This is a genomic window from Kitasatospora sp. NPDC057738 (assembly GCF_042798815.1).
Lineage (GTDB): Bacteria > Actinomycetota > Actinomycetes > Streptomycetales > Streptomycetaceae > Kitasatospora > Kitasatospora lactacystinica.
In genome coordinates, this window is sequence record NZ_JBHVJT010000051.1 from 16,083 (window position 1) to 35,026 (window position 18,944).

At 71.9% G+C, this 18,944-nt stretch carries 15 protein-coding genes; 10 read left to right on the top strand and 5 right to left on the bottom strand.

Features of this window, described 5'->3' with window-relative positions; translation table 11 throughout:
* Nucleotides 1-87: 87 nt before the first annotated feature.
* Entirely contained in the window at nt 88-957 is an 870-nt protein-coding gene (locus ACFVGO_RS25745; RefSeq protein ID WP_380348082.1) for a hypothetical protein, read from the bottom strand.
* A gap of 190 nt (nt 958-1,147) precedes the next feature.
* Here ACFVGO_RS25745 and ACFVGO_RS25750 point away from each other — a divergent pair, with 190 nt between their 5' ends.
* Nucleotides 1,148-3,787 carry a valine--tRNA ligase gene (locus ACFVGO_RS25750; RefSeq protein ID WP_359908171.1) on the top strand — a complete coding sequence of 880 codons (2,640 nt, stop codon included), beginning with the start codon at nt 1,148-1,150 and terminating at the stop codon, nt 3,785-3,787.
* Between the two features lie 312 nt (nt 3,788-4,099).
* On the top strand, nt 4,100-4,624 hold the full coding sequence (locus ACFVGO_RS25755; protein ID WP_359908168.1) for a hypothetical protein: 525 nt from the start codon (nt 4,100-4,102) through the stop codon (nt 4,622-4,624).
* Nucleotides 4,625-4,663: 39 nt separating this feature from the next.
* Here the strand turns inward: ACFVGO_RS25755 and ACFVGO_RS25760 are convergent, their stop codons facing one another.
* Both ACFVGO_RS25760 and wecB read right to left on the bottom strand, forming a co-directional pair.
* On the bottom strand, nt 4,664-6,208 hold the full coding sequence (locus tag ACFVGO_RS25760; protein WP_380348078.1) for a chitinase: 1,545 nt from the start codon (nt 6,206-6,208) through the stop codon (nt 4,664-4,666).
* A gap of 165 nt (nt 6,209-6,373) precedes the next feature.
* On the bottom strand, nt 6,374-8,740 hold the full coding sequence (gene wecB / locus ACFVGO_RS25765) for a non-hydrolyzing UDP-N-acetylglucosamine 2-epimerase (RefSeq protein WP_380634306.1): 2,367 nt from the start codon (nt 8,738-8,740) through the stop codon (nt 6,374-6,376).
* A gap of 184 nt (nt 8,741-8,924) precedes the next feature.
* On the opposite strand from wecB, the gene ACFVGO_RS25770 reads away from it, so the two are divergent.
* The 8 genes from ACFVGO_RS25770 (at nt 8,925) to rodA (ending at nt 18,005) form a co-directional block, all read left to right on the top strand.
* A complete protein-coding gene (locus tag ACFVGO_RS25770) occupies nt 8,925-10,316 on the top strand; it encodes a bifunctional folylpolyglutamate synthase/dihydrofolate synthase (RefSeq protein WP_380634308.1) in 1,392 nt (463 codons plus the stop codon).
* A gap of 1 nt (nt 10,317) precedes the next feature.
* A complete protein-coding gene (locus tag ACFVGO_RS25775; protein ID WP_359908156.1) occupies nt 10,318-10,668 on the top strand; it encodes a DUF4233 domain-containing protein in 351 nt (116 codons plus the stop codon).
* 108 nt (nt 10,669-10,776) lie between these two features.
* Nucleotides 10,777-11,190, top strand: coding sequence for a nucleoside-diphosphate kinase (gene ndk / locus ACFVGO_RS25780; protein WP_359908153.1), 414 nt, complete (start codon nt 10,777-10,779; stop codon nt 11,188-11,190).
* Between the two features lie 365 nt (nt 11,191-11,555).
* Complete coding sequence (locus tag ACFVGO_RS25785) at nt 11,556-12,581, top strand: rod shape-determining protein (protein ID WP_049648984.1); 1,026 nt, start codon at nt 11,556-11,558, stop codon at nt 12,579-12,581.
* Nucleotides 12,582-12,696: 115 nt separating this feature from the next.
* Nucleotides 12,697-13,668, top strand: coding sequence for a rod shape-determining protein MreC (gene mreC / locus ACFVGO_RS25790; RefSeq protein WP_359908150.1), 972 nt, complete (start codon nt 12,697-12,699; stop codon nt 13,666-13,668).
* A 3-nt stretch (nt 13,669-13,671) separates the two neighbouring features.
* Nucleotides 13,672-14,310 carry a rod shape-determining protein MreD gene (gene mreD, locus ACFVGO_RS25795; RefSeq protein WP_359908147.1) on the top strand — a complete coding sequence of 213 codons (639 nt, stop codon included), beginning with the start codon at nt 13,672-13,674 and terminating at the stop codon, nt 14,308-14,310.
* A gap of 51 nt (nt 14,311-14,361) precedes the next feature.
* On the top strand, nt 14,362-16,662 hold the full coding sequence (gene mrdA / locus ACFVGO_RS25800; RefSeq protein WP_359908144.1) for a penicillin-binding protein 2: 2,301 nt from the start codon (nt 14,362-14,364) through the stop codon (nt 16,660-16,662).
* Nucleotides 16,659-18,005, top strand: coding sequence for a rod shape-determining protein RodA (gene rodA, locus ACFVGO_RS25805; RefSeq protein WP_380634310.1), 1,347 nt, complete (start codon nt 16,659-16,661; stop codon nt 18,003-18,005). Before mrdA ends, rodA begins: the two co-directional genes overlap by 4 nt.
* Here the strand turns inward: rodA and ACFVGO_RS25810 are convergent.
* A complete protein-coding gene (locus tag ACFVGO_RS25810; protein WP_380348072.1) occupies nt 17,947-18,378 on the bottom strand; it encodes a hypothetical protein in 432 nt (143 codons plus the stop codon). The two genes, rodA and ACFVGO_RS25810, sit on opposite strands and share 59 nt — an antisense overlap.
* Nucleotides 18,379-18,532: 154 nt before the next feature.
* Nucleotides 18,533-18,856 (bottom strand): ArsR/SmtB family transcription factor, encoded by a 324-nt coding sequence (locus ACFVGO_RS25815; protein ID WP_380348070.1) that lies wholly within the window; start codon nt 18,854-18,856, stop codon nt 18,533-18,535.
* Between the last annotated feature and the right edge of the window lie 88 nt (nt 18,857-18,944).

Consider the following 18,944-nt stretch of genomic DNA (forward strand, 5'->3'; position numbering starts at 1 on the left):
AGAAGGCCTCCCCCCCCAGTACCCCAGCAACATGGGAGGGCCCCCGCACGGGCTCGGGTGCGGGCCCCCTCCCGTGTCACGCGCGCGCTACTTGGCGACCTTCATGGCGTCGCGGATCGCCCGGGTCTTCTCCGCGGCCTGGTCCGGGGTGACGCCCTGGCCGCTGTCGCCGCCGGTGCTGCCCAGGCTCATCTTCGTGAAGGTGACCCGGCCGTAGGTGGACTTGTCCGCCCACACGCAGACCGTCGGCCCGGCCTTGCCGGCGATCACGCTGATCACGCCGCAGCTGAGCTTGCCGGCGGAGGCGTGGCTGTCCTTCGCGGGGTAGTCGGTCATCGGCGTGGTCCAGCTGACCCCGCCGCCGTCCTTCTTCGAGTCCGCGATGATCTGGTCCGGGTCGTTGAGGTCGCCGTAGATCCCGATCACCGAGAGCGAGTCCACGTTCTTGACGTCGGTGCCCTTGCCGTAGCTGGCCACCACCGCGTGCAGGTCCTTGCCGACCTTGGAGACCTCGGGCTTGCTCATGTCGGCGGCCTCCTCCTTCGCCGACTTCTGGACGTAGCCGTCCAGCAGCGTCTGCGGGGCGGTGAGCTTGTACTGGCCGCCCGCGTCCTTGCCGCCGAGGAACGACCAGGCGGCGTAGCCGCCGCCGCCCAGCACCAGCGCGCCGACCACCAGCCCGATCACCAGGCCGCCCTTGCCCTTGGGCTGCTGGGGCGGCGGGTAGCCCGGCTGGCCGTACGGCGCCTGCGGCGGCGCGCCGTACGGCTGCGGGGGTGCGCCGTAGGGCTGCTGCGGCGGCTGCCCGTACTGGGGCTGGCCGTACGGGGGCTGGGGTGCGCCGTAGGGCTGCTGCTGGGGCTGGCCGTACTGCGGCGGCTGCCCCCCGTACTGCGGCGGCTGGCCGCCGTAGGGCTGCGGCTGTCCCTGCGGGTACTGCTGTCCCTGGCCGTACATCTGCGTTCGTGCTCCCCCGCCGCACCCGCGGCCTGTCGTGGTGTCCAGTCGTTCCGTGCCCGTCCGGTCCGCCGGACGAGTGCCCGGGCACGCTACCGCACGGTGGCGGACCGGGGCCCGCCCGGGCGCGGCGGGTCCGGGCACCGAAAGCGGTTCGTGACCCTCCCCCCGGTTACGTAAACTGTGCGTCGTGACCGACACGACGAACCAGCGCCCCGTGAGCACCTTTGCCGGGGACGAAGCAGCGACCCTCCCGACGACCTACACCCCCGCGGACGTAGAGGGCGAGCTGTACGAGCGCTGGGTGGAGCGTGGCTACTTCACCGCGGACGCGAAGAGTGACAAGCCCGCCTACACCATCGTCATCCCGCCGCCGAACGTCACCGGCGCCCTGCACCTGGGCCACGCCTTCCAGCACACGCTGATGGACGCGCTGACCCGCCGCAAGCGCATGCAGGGCTACGAGACGCTCTGGCTGCCGGGCATGGACCACGCCGGCATCGCCACCCAGAACAAGGTCGAGCAGCAGCTCGCCGAGTCCGGCCTCTCCCGCCACGACCTGGGCCGGGAGGCCTTCGTCGAGAAGGTCTGGGAGTGGAAGAAGAGCTACGGCGGCCGCATCCTCGGCCAGATGCGCCGCCTCGGCGACGGCGTGGACTGGTCGCGCGAGCGCTTCACCATGGACGAGGGCCTGTCCCAGTCCGTCCAGACCATCTTCAAGCGGCTCTTCGACGACGGCCTGATCTACCGCGCCGAGCGCATCATCAACTGGTGCCCGCGCTGCCTCACCGCGCTGTCCGACATCGAGGTGGAGCACGAGGACACGCCGGGCGAGCTGGTCTCGATCCGCTACGGCGAGGGCGAGGACTCGATCGTCGTCGCCACCACCCGGGCCGAGACGATGCTGGGCGACACCGCGGTGGCCGTCCACCCCGAGGACGAGCGCTACCGGCACCTGGTCGGCCGGACCATCAAGCTGCCGCTGACCGACCGTGAGATCCCGGTCGTCGCGGACGAGCACGTCGACCCGGAGTTCGGCACCGGCGCCGTCAAGGTGACGCCCGCGCACGACCCGAACGACTTCGCCATCGGCCAGCGCCACGGCCTGCCCAACCTGACGGTCATGGACGATCGCGGTGCGATCACCGTGCACGGCCCCTTCCTCGGCATGGACCGGCTGGAGGCCCGCTCGGCCGTCGTCGGCGCGCTGCGCGAGCAGGGCCGGATCGTCGCCGAGAAGCGCCCGTACATGCACGCCGTGGGCCACTGCTCGCGCTGCCACACCGTGGTCGAGCCGCGGCTGTCGCTGCAGTGGTGGGTCAAGGTCGAGCCGCTGGCCAAGGCCGCCGGCGACGCCGTCCGCGACGGCAAGGTGGAGATCCACCCGAAGGAGCTGGAGCGCCGCTACTTCGACTGGGTCGACAACATGTACGACTGGTGCATCTCGCGCCAGCTCTGGTGGGGCCACCGGATCCCGGTCTGGTACGGCCCCGAGGGCGAGGTCGTCTGCGTCGGTCCGGACGAGCAGCCGCCGACCGGCGAGGGCTGGGTCCAGGACCCGGACGTCCTGGACACCTGGTTCTCCTCCGGCCTGTGGCCGTTCTCCACGCTCGGCTGGCCGGAGCGGACCGCGGACCTGGAGAAGTTCTACCCGACCGACGTCCTGGTGACGGGCCACGACATCATCTTCTTCTGGGTCGCCCGGATGATGATGTTCGGCCTGTACGCGATGGACGGCGAGGCGCCGTTCAAGACCGTCGCCCTGACCGGTCTGGTGCGCGACGAGTTCGGCAAGAAGATGTCGAAGTCCTCCGGCACGGCCGTGGACCCGCTGGACTGGATGGACGCCTACGGCGCCGACGCCGTCCGCTTCACCCTGGCCGGCGGCGCCAACCCGGGCGCCGACGTGCCGATCGGCGAGGACTGGGTCAAGGGCTCGCGCAACTTCTGCAACAAGATCTGGAACGCGACCCGCTTCGCGCTGATGAACGGCGCCACCACCGAGGGCGCGCTGCCCGCGCCCGAGGACATGACCGCGGTCGACCGCTGGATCCTGTCGCGGCTGAACGCCACCGTCGCCAAGGTGGACGCGCTGTACGACGACTTCCAGTTCGCCAAGGCGACGGACGCGCTGTACCACTTCGCCTGGGACGAGGTCTTCGACTGGTACGTCGAGCTCTCCAAGACCACCCTGGCCAAGGGCGGCCCGCAGGCGGACGCCTCGCGCCGGGTGCTCGGCGAGGTCCTGGACGTCACGCTGCGGCTGCTGCACCCGGTCGTCCCGTTCGTCACCGAGGCGCTGTGGACGACGCTCACCGGCGCCGAGTCGCTGGTCGTGGCCGCGTGGCCGAAGGACAGCGGCTACCGTGACGCGGCCGCCGAGTCGGAGATCGCCACCCTCCAACAGGTGGTCACCGAGGTCCGCCGGTTCCGTTCGGACCAGGGCCTCCAGCCCGCGCAGCGCGTCCCGGCCCAGCTGGAGCTGGCGGGCACCGTGCTGTCCGTCCACGAGGACGCGATCCGCTCGCTGCTGCGGCTGACCGTTCCCGAGGAGGGCTTCGCGGCCACCGCCTCGCTGCCGGTCGCCGGTGCCACCGTCGCGCTGGACCTCTCCGGCACCATCGACGTCGCGGCCGAGCGCAAGCGCCTGGCCAAGGACCTCGCGGCCGCCGAGAAGGAGAAGGCCCAGACCACCGCCAAGCTCGGCAACGAGGCGTTCCTCGCCAAGGCGCCGGACGAGGTGGTCGCCAAGATCCGGGGCCGTCAGGAGGCCGCCGAGGCCGACATCGCCCGGATCACCGCCCAGCTCGCGGCGCTGCCGCAGGGCTGAGCCCGGACCGGTCCCCGAGGGGCCGCACACCGCGACACGCGGGGTGCGGCCCCTCGGGCGTTTTTCCGGTGTTCGCTTCCGGAACGGCTACCCGGGTGCTTTCACTACACCAAATAGCCCAGAAACATTGCTCCCTTCCGGCGAATTATCATCCTGCGACCGGGTGAGGTCCTATTCCGAGCGAATTGATTCCGGTCTTGCCCGCGCGGGTTCGCGGAAGTTTGCAGGTCCGCTGTGTACCGTGTGCACGGAGTTTCCGAATGGGCGTTTCCGCTGAGCGTTCCTGCTGAGCGACGGACGGGAGGGCATGGCGTGGTGGTGACCGAGGAGTTGGCCGACGAACTGCCTCTGGAGGCGGTCGAGGAGGCCAAGGCCAGGGCGGCGACCCTGCTGCTCGCGTTCCGGCACGGCAACCAGATCGCGTTCGACCACGAGCTGGACCTGCTGTTCGCCGAGCACGCCGAGCGCGAGGTGACCACCCTGCTTACCTGGATCGCCGCCGAGGCCGTCCGCAAGGCGTACGCCCCCGAGGTCGGCGACAGGGTGCTGCGGGCGATGGCCCGGCGCGCCCCGGAGGACACCGGCGCGGTCGACGTGGACGAGGAGACCGCGAGCGCCGCCCGGCTGATCGAGGCGGTGGCGGCCGGCGAGGTGGCCGAGGTCCGCGGCCTGGTGGCGGCGACGCCGGACACCACCTTCCTGCTCGGCGGCCTGCTGCAGGGCGTCGCGATGATGCTGCCGCTGCTGCCCGACGGCGAACTGGCCGAGATCACGGCCGAGTTGCGCCGTCGGCACGGCGGCGCCGCGCACGTGCCGGAGGCCCGGGCCGGGGTCTGAACCCGGGCCGCCGGCAGCCGGGCAGGCCGGCCGGTCCGGCTACGGCATGGCGTGCAGATGCGAACCGATGGTGCTCGCGACCGGGTTGCCCGCCTTGGCGTCCCAGTTGGTCGACCAGGTCATCGCGCCGCCGATGCCCGGCCACTTGGTGTCCGGCTTGTAGCTGCCGCAGTTGGTGCCGGAGGCCAGGCAGTCCAGCGCGTTGTTGACCGTGCCGGCGGCGAGGTACCCGCCGCCGGCGGCGCTGGTGGAGGCCGGTACCCCGAGTCCCACCTGCTCGGGGCGCAGCCCGCCCTTGAGCTGGATGCAGGCCAGCGCGGTGAGGAAGTTCTCGGTGCCCTGCGAGTAGACGTTCCCGTCGCAGCCGTTCATCGCGCCGGAGTTGTAGTACTGCATGTTGACGATGGTGAGGATGTCCTTCACGTTCAGCGCCAGTTTGAAGTACTCCATGCCGGTCGACTGCATGTCGATCGTCTGCGGCGCCATGGTGAGGACGAATCCGCTCCCGGCCTTTGCCGCGAGGGCGTGCAGCGCCTGGCCCATGTAGGTGGAGCTGATGCCGTTCTCCAGGTCGATGTCGATCCCGTCGAAGCCGTAGCCCTGCATCAGCGCCCAGGCGGAGTCGGTGAAGTTCGCGGCGGAGGCGGAATCGCCCACCCAGACCGTGCCGTTCTGTCCGCCGATGGAGAGCACCACCCGTTTTCCGGCCGCCCGCTTGGCCGCGATGTCGGCCTTGAACTGGGCGTCGGTGTAGCCGCCGAGGCGGGAGGAGAGGGCGGGGTCGAGGGTGAAGCCCAGACCGCCGCGGGTGGCGGTGGCGTCCGCGAAGGAGACCGCGATGATGTCGTAGGCGGCCGGGACGTCGCTGATCCGCTGGACGGTGGCGCCGTTGTCGAAGTTCTGCCAGTAGCCGGTGAGGATGTGCTTGGGCAGGCCCGGGGGCCTGGTCGGGGTCGACGTCCCGGTGGGGGTGGGGCTGCCGGTGCCCGTGGCGGTGGCCGTCGGGCTCGGCGAGGCGGTGGAGGTGGTGGTGGCGGTCGGGCTCGGGGACGGCTGCGGTCCGCCGGGCCCGAGCAGCGAGACGTCGTCGGCGGCGAAGGCCGGCTGCCCGTACCAGCCGTGCAGGTAGACGGTGACGCTGGTGGTGTTCGGGCCGGTGCTGAAGCCCGTGCTCAGCTGGGTCCAGCCGGTGCCGCCGGGGGTCCAGGTGCTCGGATCGGTGCCGCCGGTGCCGCGGGCGCCCAGGTAGACGTACGAGCCCTGGACCCAGGAGCTCAGGGTGTACGAGGAGGAGGGCTTCACCGCGACGGTCTGGGTGCACTCGCCGGTGTCGCTCCCGCTCGGGGTGGACTGCAGGGCGTACGTGCCGGAGTGCGCGGCGGTGTTCCGGACCGTGGCGCTCGAACAGGTCCAGCCGGACAGGTTCCCGGTCTCGAAGCCGCCGTTGGTGATCAGATCGGTGTCGGCGGCGTGGGCGCCGGTGCCGTCGGCCAGGGCGAGTCCGCCCAGGCCGATGACCAGGGCGCTCGCTCCGGCGAGCAGCGAACGGACGGCGCGCGGGCGCCGGTGTCGGGCAGGTGGCATGACTCCGTCTCCAGTGGGGGAGGCCCGGCGGCGCCTCGTGGGGGAGGAACGCCGTCCGGGGTGTTGATGGTGCGCGTGCGGGAGCTACCGACAACTCAAGTCCCGGTCGGGAACGGAGACTTGCCTCACAAGGTGGAGTAGACCAATTCTGCTGTCAAGGGGGCGTTACGCGGCCAGTGGTGCGGACCCGACCCCGGCCGGCCCGGCGATCGCCGCGGTCAGCGCGGCGATCCGGGCCGAGGCCAGGCCGTCGCCGTACGGGCTCGGGGTGGCCGTCAGCCGGGCGAGCCGCTCGGGGGTGTCGGAGAGCCAGGCGCGGGCCAGGGCGCCCAGCTCCTCGCCGGGCGGCACCAGCGCGGCGAAGCCGGCCGCCACCGCCTCCGGGCGCTCGGTGGAGCGGCGCACCACCAGCAGCGGGCGGCCGAGCACGGTGCACTCCTCCTGCACGCCGCCGGAGTCGGACACCAGCAGGGCCGCGTGGCCCGCCAGGCCCAGGAAGTCGCCGTAGCCGACCGGGCCGGTGACGGCCAGCCGCTCCAGCAGGCCGTCCAGGCCGAAGCGCTCGACGGCGGCCCGGGTGCGCGGGTGCATCGGGAACAGCACCGGGGTGCCGGCCCGGGCGATCCGGTCCAGCTCGGCGAGCACCGCGCCGAGCGCCTCGGCGGTGTCGGTGTTCTCCGGGCGGTGCACGGTGGCCAGCACGTACCCGTCCGGGCGCAGCCCGTGCGCGGCGAGCAGGGTGGCGCGGGCGGCCCCGTCCGGCAGTTGACGGCGGACCACCTCGACGACGGTGTTGCCGGTGAGCTCGATCCGCTCCTCGGCCAGCGACTCGGCGCGCAGGTTGGCGACGTTCTCCCCGGTGGCGGCGCAGAGCAGGTCGGAGACGTGGTCGACCATCACCCGGTTGTGCTCCTCGGGCATCGCCCGGTCGAAGCTGCGCAGCCCGGCCTCGACGTGGACCAGCGGGATCCCCCGGGCGTTGGCGGCCAGCGCCCCGGCCAGGGTCGCGTTGGTGTCGCCCTGGACGACCACGGCCAGCGGGCGGTCCTCGGCGAAGGCGGTGTCCAGCTGGCCCAGCGACCGGGCGATCTGGCCGGCCCGGGGGCGGCCGCCGACACCGGTGAGCAGCTCGGGCTCGGGCAGGTCGAGGTCGCGCAGGAAGCGGCCGGACATCGCCTCGTCCCAGTGCTGGCCGGTGTGCACCAGCCGGGTGGCGTCGCCGAGCTCGTGGATCAGCGGGGCGACGCCCCAGAGCAGGGCGGTGAGCCGGCTCCGGTCGGGGTGGACGGCCCTGCGGTAGGCGAAGCCCCAGAACACCATCGGCAGGGCGGCGAGCACGAAGGCGAGCAGCATCCACGGGCCGAACCTGAGCTGGAACTCGGCGGTCTCCTCCGGGAAGAGCACCACCCCGGCGCCGGTGATCCCGAGCGAGAGCGGGAGGAGCAGCACCAGCAGGACGCAGACCACCGGCTGGAGGAAGGTGTACAGCACCTCGGCCTTGCCGGACGGGGTGTAGTGCGGGGAGCGCAGCACCCGGCCGGTGTAGCGCAGGCACTGCATGTTGCCCTGGGCCCAGCGGGTGCGCTGGGTGAGGAAGCGGCGCAGCGAGATCAGGCCCTCCTGGGAGACCTGGGCCTCGGTGACGTGGGTGAGCCGCCAGCCGGCCAGCCGCAGGTCGAGGCCGGACTCGTAGTCCTCCAGCAGGGCGCGCTCCGGCCAGGGGCGGCCGGCCCGGCCCTCCTCGGCGGTCAGCGAGTCGAGGGCGGTGAGCCGGACGAACTGGCCGTTGCCGCCGAGGCCGACGCTGCCGGTGCGGCGGCGCAGCAGCTGCATGCCGGTGTTGGTGGCCTGGAACTCGATGTCCTGCATCCGCACCAGTGCGCGGGCCAGGGCGTTGGCGGCCCGGCCGCGGCCGGGCAGCGGGAGTTCGTCGTCGGTGTTGCGCATCCGGACGCCGATCTGGACGGCGCCGGTGTCGGGGCGGCCGAGGGCCTTGGTGCTGCAGACCCGGGCGAGGGTGTCCGGGCCGAGCTGTCCGTCGGCGTCGACCACGCCGATCACCACCCGGGAGCGGTCGGTGCCCTCGGGCAGCCGGGCGGAGATCTCCCGGTAGGCGGCGTTGAGGGCGGCGCCCTTGCCGATCCGGGCGTGCGGGCGGCGGCGCTGGACGAGGTGGACCCGCGGGTCGCGGGCCGCGGCGGCGAGCACCAGCTCGCGGGTGGCGTCCTCGCTGTCGTCGTCGATCACCCACAGGTGGGCCTCGGGCGCGCCGGCCCGCAGGCCGTCCAGGGTCTGGGTGACCACGGCCTCCTCGTCGCGGCAGGGGATCACCAGGTGCCACTGGAAGGCGGCGGGGTCGCCGGGCTCGGCGGGGCGGTCGTGCCGGAAGGCGTGCCGGGAGCCCGCCCAGTACACGAGGAAGCGGCCGAAGACCAGGAGCATGTAGCCGACGAGGGCCAGGGAGATCAGTCCGGCGATCCGGACGACGGAGTCCTGGCGAAGCACGATCCATGCGTGCAGGGCGTCGGGCATGGCGAACTGCTCCTAGTGATCAAAGGCTGTTGGCTCCCATTGGTTGCGAATCGATGCTTCATTGCGGTTCAAATCGCCAAATCGATAGTAAAGGGAGAAAAATGGGCGATCACGGCAAAGGATGGGCAAAGTGGTGGTTCTCACCCCGTGAGGAGGACCCGTCGGCGCTCCGTAGACTGTGGTCGTGAGCGACAAGGCCGACCCGAACCCGTACACCATCCGCCCCGCCGACGGCGGCACCGGCGACGCCCTGCGCGACGTCGAGGTGGAGCTCTCCGAACGCTGGCCGGAGAACAAGCTGGAGCCCTCGCTCGACCGGATCGAGGCGCTGATGGACATCCTGGGCCAGCCCCAGCGGTCCTTCCCCTCCATCCACATCACCGGCACCAACGGCAAGACCTCCACCGCCCGGATGGTCGAGCAGCTGCTCAACGCCTTCGAGCTGCGCACCGGCCGCTACACCAGCCCGCACGTGGAGTCCGTCACCGAGCGGATCAGTCTGGACGGCGCCCCGATCAGCCCCGAGCGCTTCGTCGAGGTCTACCGCGACATCGAGCCCTACGTGCGGATGGTCGACGCGGCGCAGCCGGTGCCGATGTCCTTCTTCGAGGTGCTGACCGGCATGGCCTACGCGGCCTTCGCCGACGCCCCGGTGGACGTCGCCGTGGTCGAGGTCGGCATGGGCGGCTCCTGGGACGCCACCAACGTCATCGACGCCGCCGTCGCGGTGATCACCCCGATCGGGCTGGACCACACCGACAAGCTCGGCGGGACCACCGGCGAGATCGCGGTCGAGAAGTCCGGGATCATCAAGTCCGGTGCCGTCGCCGTCGTCGCCCAGCAGCAGCTGGACGCCGCCCAGACCATCCTGCGCCGCGCCGTCGAGGTGGACGCCACGGTCGCCCGCGAGGGCATGGAGTTCGGCGTGATCCGCCGCGAACTCGCCGTCGGCGGACAGCTGGTGACGCTGCGCGGACTCGGCGGCGAGGAGTACGAGGACGTCTTCATCCCGCTGCACGGCGAGTACCAGGCGCACAACGCGGCCCTCGCCCTGGCCGCGGTCGAGGCCTTCTTCGGCGTCGGCGGCGCGCGCGGCGGGCAGCTGGACGTGGACAAGATCCGCCAGGCCTTCTCCGGCGTCTCCTCGCCGGGCCGCCTGGAGGTCGTCCGCCGCAGCCCCACGATCGTCCTGGACGCCGCCCACAACCCGCACGGCGCCCGCGCCACCGTGGCCGCGCTCACCGAGTCCTTCGGCTTCACCCGGCTCGTCGGCGTGATCGGCACCTCCGGGGACAAGGACGTGGCCGGCGTGCTGGAGGCCTTCGAGCCGATCCTGGCCGAGGTCGTCATCACCCAGAACTCCACCCACCGCGCGATGGACGTCGACGCGCTCGCGGCGCTGGCCGTGGAGGTCTTCGGCCCGGACCGCGTCCAGGTCGAGCCCCGGCTCGACGACGCCATCGCCGCCGCCGTCACCCTCGCCGAGGAGGAGGGCGACCTCGGCGGCTCCGGGGTGCTGGTCACCGGTTCGGTCATCACGGTGGGCGAGGCCCGCCTGCTGCTCGGGAGGAAGTGACATGAGGACGCTCTGCTCCTCGACCTTGATCGGCGAAGCGTTGCTGATCCTCTTCGCGGCGCTGGTCGCGGTGCGGCTCACCGACGTCTCCGGTGCGGAGGTGTGGACGGTCAGCGGCATCGCGATGGCGCTGTGCGTCCTGCTCTGCGGCATGATCGACCGCCCCGGCGCGGTGCAGATCGGCTGGGCGCTGCAGATCGGGCTGATCGCCAGCGGCTTCATCCTGCCGACCATGTTCGGTCTCGGCGTGGTCTTCGCCGGCCTGTGGTGGTGCTCGGTGCACTACGGCCGCAAGGTCGACGCGTTCAAGGCCGCCCGGGCCGCCGCGGAGGCCGCCGCAGTACAGGTCTGAGGCCCGGACCGGCGGACCGACACGCCGTGTACGCAAGGTAATCTCTGCCCTGTCGGCGCCTCTTGTCGACCCGACTGTCCGCCGAACCGAATCCCCAGGAGACGCACCGTGTCCCAGCGCACTCTCGTCCTGCTCAAGCCCGACGCCGTCCGCCGCGGCCTGGCCGGCGAGATCATCAGCCGCATCGAGCGCAAGGCCGGCTGGCGGTTCGCCGCCGTCGAGCTGCGCACCTTCGAGCGGGCGACGCTGGAGCAGCACTACGCGGAGCACGTGGGCCGCCCGTTCTACGAGCCGCTGCTGGAGTTCATGACCTCCGGCCCGTCGATCGCGCTGATCGTCGAGGGCGAGGAGGTCGTCAAGGGCATCCGCATGCTGGCCGGCGCCACCAACCCGCTGGAGGCCGGCGCCGGCACCATCCGCGGCGACTACGCGACGATCACCCGCGAGAACCTGATCCACGCCTCCGACTCCCCGGAGTCCGCCGAGCGCGAGATCAAGATCTTCTTCCCCGCGCACGCCTGACCCGGACCGGGCGACACGCCCGGCGGGACCAGGGGTGACACACCCCGGGGAAGCGGGTGACGCACCCGCAGGACCTTCGTCCGCCCCGGTCGGGACCATTGGCCCGGCCGGGGCATTCTTATCGTGAAATAGGGAACTGGAGGCGCCGACACGGCGTCCCAATCCTCGGAGATGCGATCACGCCCCGGACAATGGACGGTATGCCCCACGTCTACGTCCGTGCCGCGCGGCGTGACTACGATGGACGCGACTCAAGGGCCCGGTAAGGCAGCTCAGCTGGTCTCCGCCCAAGCGTGGGCGCGCATTCGTCCACCCCCCCATGAACTCCGAGCCCGGGAAGGCACCCACACCCCATGGCGAGCAACCTGTCGTTCATCGGCCGCGACTTGGCGATCGACCTCGGAACAGCCAATACGCTGGTGTACGTCAGGGGCAAGGGCATCGTCCTGAACGAGCCGTCCGTCGTCGCGGTGAACACCAACACCGGTGGGATCCTCGCGGTCGGCGCCGAGGCCAAGAAGATGATCGGCCGCACCCCGGGCAACATCGTCGCCATCCGCCCGCTCAAGGACGGCGTGATCGCCGACTTCGAGATCACCGAGCGGATGCTGCGGTACTTCATCCTCAAGATCCACCGCCGTCGCTACCTCGCCCGCCCCCGCGTCGTGGTCTGCGTGCCCTCCGGCATCACCGGCGTCGAGCGCCGCGCCGTCATCGAGGCCTCCTCGCAGGCCGGCGCCCGCCAGGTGCACATCATCGAGGAGCCGATGGCCGCCGCGATCGGCGCTGGCCTGCCCGTCCACGAGGCCACCGGCAACATGGTCGTCGACATCGGCGGCGGCACCACCGAGGTCGCCGTGATCTCGCTCGGCGGCATCGTCACCGCCCAGTCCATCCGGGTGGCCGGAGACGAGCTGGACAACGCGATCGTCCAGCACATCAAGAAGGAGTACTCGCTGCTCCTGGGCGAGCGCAGCGCCGAGCAGATCAAGATGAGTATCGGCAGCGCCTTCGGCCTGGAGGGCGAGAAGGACGAGCACGCCGAGATCCGCGGCCGCGACCTGGTCAGCGGTCTGCCCAAGACCGTGGTGATCTCCGCCGCCGAGGTCCGCGAGGCCATCGACGAGCCGGTCAACGCGATCATCGACGCGGTCAAGACCACCCTCGACCAGTGCCCGCCCGAGCTGGCCGGCGACGTCATGGACCGGGGCATCGTGCTCACCGGCGGCGGCGCCCTGCTGCGCGGCCTGGACGAGCGGCTGCGCCGCGAGACCGGCATGCCGATCCACATCGCGGAGAACCCGCTCGACTCCGTCGCGCTCGGCTCCGGCAAGTGCGTCGAGGAGTTCGAGGCCCTCCAGCAGGTACTCGACGCCTCGCCGCGTCGTTGACACGTCGCCGCACCACCGGTACCACGCGCCACATCCGACACTCGACTGAACGGGCCGCCGCCCGGGCCCCACACCCCCGGGCGGCGGCCAGGTACGAAGGGGCAGTACCAGCACCGTGAGGGACACACGAGAGAGCCGGCTGCTGCTCATCCTGCTGGTGGCCGTCGCCTTCGCGCTGATCACCGTGGACATCAAGGGCGGTGAGGACTCCCCGCTCGGCCCGGCCCGGCACGCCGCCGCCAGTGTCCTCGGACCGGTCGAGCGCGGAGCCGCCACCGTCGTGGACCCGGTCGCCGACACCGTCCGCGCCTTCCGGGACGCGGCCACCGACAGCGGCCGCACCGACCAGCTCGCCCGCGAGAACACCGAACTGCGGCAGAAGCTCGCCTCCTCCGACATGGCCACCGGGCGCACCAAGCAGCTGGACGACCTGCTGCGCACCGCCGGCGCCGGCGGCTACACCGTCAAGGCGGCCCAGGTCATCGCGATCGGCCCGGCCCAGGGCTTCTCCTGGACCATCACCATCGACGCCGGCAGCGACGACGGCCTCACCCGCGACATGACGGTGATCAACGGTCAGGGCCTGGTCGGCCGGATCACCACCGTCGCCCCGACCACCGCCACCGTGCTGCTCGCCTCCGACCCCGGCTTCTCGGCCGGCACCCGGCTGGAGGGCACCGGCGAGATCGGCTTCGCCTCCGGCGGCGGCGACAGCCCGATGAAGGTCTCGCTGCTCAACGGCAAGGCCCAGGTCAAGGCCGGCGACCGGCTGGTCACCTTCGGCTCGCAGAGCGGCCGCCCGTTCGTGCCCGGCGTCCCGGTCGGCAAGGTCGTCGAGGTCCAGGCCAACGCCGGCCAGCTGACCAAGACCGTCATGGTCGAGCCCTTCGTCCAGTTCACCCGGCTGGACCTGGTCGGCGTGGTGGTCGTGCCGCCGCGCGCCGACCCGCGCGACGCCGTCCTGCCGCCGGCGCCCGCCGCGGGCCAGCCGGCCGCCGCGCCGGGCCAGGTCCCGGCCTCCGTGCCCGGACAGGTGCCGGCCTCCGCGCCCGCCGCCCCGCCCGCCAAGCCCACTGGGGGGAACTGAGCCATGCGCCTCGCCCGCATCCCCGTCTCCGCCGGCCTCGTCCTGTTCGGCCTGATCCTCCAGGTCAGCGTCTTCGGCCGGCTCCAGCTCCCGGGAGCCACCCCGGACATACTGCTGCTCGTCGTGGTCGGCCTGGCCATGGTCTACGGGCCCACCGGCGGCTGCCTGGTCGGCTTCGCGGGCGGCCTGCTGGCCGACCTCGCACCGCCGTCCGACCACGCGATCGGCCGCTACGCGCTGGTGCTCTGCCTGATGGGCTACGCCGCCGGACTGCTGCGCCCGGACCACGGCCGCCAGCGCTCCGTGGCCGGCTCGCTGCTGGTGGTCGGTGCCGCGGCGGTCGCCTCCACCCTGCTCTACGCGATGGTCGGCGCCCTGGTCGGCGACACCGCGGCCCGGCACGTAGGCCTCGGCGGACTGGTGATCAGCGCCCTGCTCTACGACCTGCTGCTGGCGCCCTTCGTGGTGCCGCTGGTGATGTACCTCGGCCGCCGCTTCGGGCGCGACCCGGTGGCCGCGGCGGACGACGACGAGGGCAGCTCCGGCCTCGGCACCCTGGCCCGCTACCGCACCACCCGCGAGGCCTCGACGGGCCCGTCGTACAAGAAGCGGCGCGTGCCCGGCTTCGTCCGCCGCCCGTAACCGGCCCGGCCCCGACCACCCGACCTCCCCGCATCCTGGAGCGCACGAGACGTGAGCAACATCCCCGAGACCGGACGCACCCGACGGGTGACGATCCGTCTGGTGGTGCTGCAGATCCTGGTGCTGTCGCTGCTCGCCACCCTCGGCGGGCGGCTGTGGTACCTGCAGATCCGCAACGCCAAGGAATACACCGCGAAGGCGACCGGCAACCACATCCGCGAGGTGGTCGAGCCGGCCGTCCGCGGCGAGATCCTGGACGCCTCCGGGCGGGTGCTGGCCGGCAACGAGACCCGGCTGGTGGTCTCGGTCAGCCGCACCTCGCTGCTCCAGCAGAAGGACGGCGGCAAGGCGGTGCTGTCCCGGCTGGCCGAGGTGCTGGGGATGCCCGCCAAGGACGTGCAGGAGAAGGTCCGGCTCTGCGACGCCAAGACCCCGCAGCCGTGCTGGAACGGTTCGCCGTACCAGCCGATCCCGGTCACCAAGGAGGCGACCACCCAGCAGGCGATGCAGATAATGGAGCGCCGCGAGGACTTCCCCGGGGTCACCGCGCAGCCCACCGCCGTGCGCCGCTACACCGGCGCCGAGGGCGCCAACATGGCCCAGGTGCTCGGCTACCTCTCGCCGGTCACCGACGAGGAGGTCAGCAAGACCGCCGGTAGGAGCGGCCTGGACCGCTACCTGCCGGCCGACCAGATCGGGCGGGCCGGCCTGGAGTCGGTGTACGACCGCGACCTGCGCGGCACCGCGGGCATCACCAAGCTGGAGGTGGACAACCTCGGCCGGGTGATCGGCAACGCCGGCACCGTCGCCCCGCAGACCGGCGACAACCTGGTCACCAGCATCGACGCCCGGGTGCAGAAGGTCGTCGAGGACAACCTGGCGCAGGCCATGAACGACGCCCGGAACACCTTCGACAAGGTCACCAACCGCAACTACGAGGCCGACTCCGGCGCCGCCGTGGTGATGGACGTGCACACCGGGCGGATCGTCGCGATGGCGAGCGCCCCGACCTACGACCCGAACCTCTGGGTGGGCGGCATCAGCGGCAAGGACTACCAGTCGCTGACCAGCAAGGACTCCAACTTCCCGCTGCTGAACCGGGCCATACAGGGTCAGTCCGCCCCCGGTTCGACCTTCAAGGTCATCTCCACCACCGCCGCCGTGCAGGCCGGCTACTCGCTGGACGGCCACTACGACTGCCCGAAGAGCATGACCATCGGCGGCCGCGAGTTCAAGAACTTCGAGAGCGAGAACTTCGGCCAGATCTCCCTGGAGAAGGCGCTGGAGGTCTCCTGCGACACCGTCTTCTACGGCCTGGCGTACGACCAGTGGCTGAAGGACGGCGGCATCAAGCCCAAGAAGGAGCCGGGCGACTGGTTCTTCAAGACCGCCCACGAGTTCGGCCTCGGCGCCAAGACCGGCATCGACCTGCCGTCCGAGGTCACCGGCCGGGTGCCGGACCGGCAGTGGAAGCAGTCCTTCTACGACAACAACAAGGACGCCTGGTGCGCCCAGGGGCAGAAGGGCGGCAACAGCTACTCCGACCAGATCGCCCGGGAGAACTGCGTCGACGGCTACCAGATGCGCGCCGGTGACGCCGTCAACTTCGCGATCGGCCAGGGCGACACCCTCGTCACCCCGGTCCAGATGGCCCGGATCTACTCGGCGCTGGCCAACGGCGGCACCTTCTACCGGCCGACCATCGCCAAGGCGGTGATAAGCCCGGGCGGGGACCTCGTCCGCGAGATCGCCCCGCACGAGGACGCCAGGTTCCCCGGCGACGAGAAGCTGCTCAGCTACATCAACCAGGCCACCGAGAGCGTCATCAAGAGCGGCACCGCCGCCTGGAAGTTCAACGGCTGGCCGCAGGACAAGATCACGCTGCACGCCAAGACCGGCACCGCCGAGGTCGAGGGCAAGCAGACCACCTCCTGGCTGACCACGTACAGCAAGGACTACGCCGTCGTCATGACGATAAGCCAGGGCGGCACCGGCTCCGGCGGTTCCGGCGACGCCATCCGCCGGATCTACCAGGCGCTGTACGGCGTGGACGACAAGGGCGGCATCGACACCGGCAAGGCACTGCTGCCCGCGCCGCAGGCCGAGCTGCCGAAGTTCAACCCGGACGGCACCGCGATCATCAAGCCGGTCTCGTACGGCGTCGACGCGGCGCCGGGAGCCCAGGCGCCGGCCGCCGCACCGGCCCCGGCGCTGCTCGACGCGGCCGCCGCGCAGCCGGCCCCCGCGACGGCCTTCCTCGACCGGACGCCGCCCGCCGACCGTCCGGCGTCGTACACCGCGGCCGACGCCGCGCTCGAACCCACGCGCGGACCGGGAAGGGGACGGGCATGACCTCCTACGGCTCGTACCGGCAGCTGCGGCTGGCACCGCAGCGCAGCGGGGTCTCCAAGGCCCTGGCCAAGGACTCCCCGCTCTGGCGGCTGGACTGGATACTGCTGCTGGCCGCGCTGGCCCTCTCGGCCGGCAGTTCGCTGCTGGTCTGGTCGGCCACCCGCGGGCGCGACTCGCTGACCCACGGGGACCCGCAGTACTTCCTGTACCGGCACCTGACCAACTTCGTGGTCGGGCTGGTGCTGTGCTCTGTGGTGATAGCGATAGGGAGCCGGCGCTTCCGCACGATCGTGCCGTTCCTGTACGTCGGCGTGCTCCTGATGCTGCTGGCGACGCTCAGCCCGCTGGGCTCGACCATCAACGGCGCGCACTCGTGGATCCAGCTCGGCGGCGGCTTCTCGATCCAGCCGGCCGAGTTCGCGAAGCTCGCGATCGTGCTGGCGATGGCGGTCGTGCTGTCGGACCAGGTGGACGCGGGGGAGCGGGAGTTCCCCTCGCACCGGGCGGTGTTCCGGGGACTGCTCTGGGCCGGGCTGCCGATGGGCATAGTGCTGCTGATGCCGGACGCCGGCTCGGTGATGGTGATGGCCGCGATCGTGCTGGGCATCCTGCTCGGCTCGGGCGCGGCGAACCGCTGGGTGCTCGGCCTGCTGGTGGCGGGCACCGCCGGGTGCGTGGCGATCTGGAAGTTCGGACTGCTGAGCCAGTACCAGATCGACCGCTTCGCCGCCTTCGCGAACCCGCAGCTGGACCCGAACGGCGTCGGCTACAACACCGCGCAGGCCCGGATCGCGATCGGCTCGGGCGGGCTGACCGGCAAGGGGCTGTTCCACGGCACCCAGACCGTCGGGCAGTTCGTGCCGGAGCAGCAGACCGACTTCGTGTTCACCGTGGCCGGCGAGGAGCTGGGCTTCGTCGGGGCGCTGGCGATCATCGCGCTGGTCGGCGTGATCCTCTGGCGGGCCTGCCGGATCGCCCGGCAGGCGACCGACCTGTACGGGACGATCGTGGCGGCCGGGGTCATCGCCTGGCTGTCCTTCCAGGCCTTCGAGAACATAGGGATGTGCCTGGGCATCATGCCGGTCGCGGGCATCCCGCTGCCGTTCGTCTCGTACGGCGGCTCCTCGATGTTCGCGAACTGGAGGACCGTGGGGTTTCTCGGGGGGGTGCGAACCAGGCGGCCGAGAGGGGTCGGAGCGGGTGTCGTGGGGGGGCCGGCGGGGGAGTTCCCGGGCCGGCCCCGCCGTCGTGTCCGGGGCGTTCCCGCAGCCGGGGGCGCCGCGGTCAGGCGGCCGGGAAGCCGATCCGGGCGAGCACGCCCCAGCGCTCGGAGCGCCGGGTGAGCACGTAGACCGAGTCGAAGGAGCCGGTGCGCTCCCCGGCCGCGTCGTAGCGGGCGAAGCGGACCAGGGCGTGCACCTGGTCGGGGGAGGACTGGCTCAGCTCGACGCTCTCCCAGCCGCTGCGGGCCCAGCCGGAGGCGACCAGCAGGGCCAGCTCGGGGGCGGACCGCTCGACGTAGCCGGCCTCGTCCTCCCAGACCGTCACCTCGCCCTCGTGCACCCGGACGTGCGGGTAGTGCAGGGTCCGTGCCCAGGCCGTCAGGTCGCGGCTGTTGAGGGCGTCGAGGAAGGCGTCGAGGGCGGCGCGGGCGGCGGCCTCGTGAGCGGGGGTGTCGTGGGCGGCGGTCTCGTGGGCGCGGGTGTCGGCGGGCACGGCGGACTCCAGGGCGGGCTGCGGACGGCAGGGACGCGGCAAGCCTGGTCCACCGGTGCGCCCGGTGGGGCCGGGCGGGGCCGATTCAGGTCCAAAGGCCGGGGCACAGACCGGTCGTACGGCCGAAGAGCCGCCCCGGGAGTGTCGGGGAGAATCAGTGGGCGCCGGCCGGCTCACGGGTCGCGGCGTCCAGGACGGCGTCCAGCAGGCCGGGGAAGCGCAGGTCGAGGTCGTCCCGGCGCAGCGACATCAGCCGGCGGGTGCCCTCGACCCGGGTGGTGGTGACGCCGGCCTCGCGCAGCACCTTGAGGTGGTGCGAGAGGGTCGACTTGGACAGGGGGACGTCCAGGTCGCTGCAACATTGCTCGTCGACCTCGGACAGGCCCGTCACGATGGAGAGTCGGGCCGGGTCGCTGAGGGCGTGGAAGATGCCGGCGAGCTGGATGGAGTCGGTGGCCGGGTGGCTCGGGGTCCGCATGGCGGCTCCTTGGTCGTCCTGGTCGTGCGATGGATTGTTCGAACTTTGGCGTACTATCCAATCTTAGGCAATGGGGCCGGCCCGCACC

What these genes read in the sequence shown, in the direction of transcription:
- ACFVGO_RS25745 (WP_380348082.1), bottom strand. Translation starts at nt 957, where the DNA reads ATGTACGGCCAGGGACAGCAGTACCCGCAGGGACAGCCGCAGCCCTAC.
- ACFVGO_RS25760 (WP_380348078.1), bottom strand. Translation starts at nt 6,208, where the DNA reads ATGCCACCTGCCCGACACCGGCGCCCGCGCGCCGTCCGTTCGCTGCTC.
- wecB (WP_380634306.1), bottom strand. Translation starts at nt 8,740, where the DNA reads ATGCCCGACGCCCTGCACGCATGGATCGTGCTTCGCCAGGACTCCGTC.
- ACFVGO_RS25775 (WP_359908156.1), top strand. Translation starts at nt 10,318, where the DNA reads ATGAGGACGCTCTGCTCCTCGACCTTGATCGGCGAAGCGTTGCTGATC.
- mreD (WP_359908147.1), top strand. Translation starts at nt 13,672, where the DNA reads ATGCGCCTCGCCCGCATCCCCGTCTCCGCCGGCCTCGTCCTGTTCGGC.
- rodA (WP_380634310.1), top strand. Translation starts at nt 16,659, where the DNA reads ATGACCTCCTACGGCTCGTACCGGCAGCTGCGGCTGGCACCGCAGCGC.
- ACFVGO_RS25815 (WP_380348070.1), bottom strand. Translation starts at nt 18,856, where the DNA reads ATGCGGACCCCGAGCCACCCGGCCACCGACTCCATCCAGCTCGCCGGC.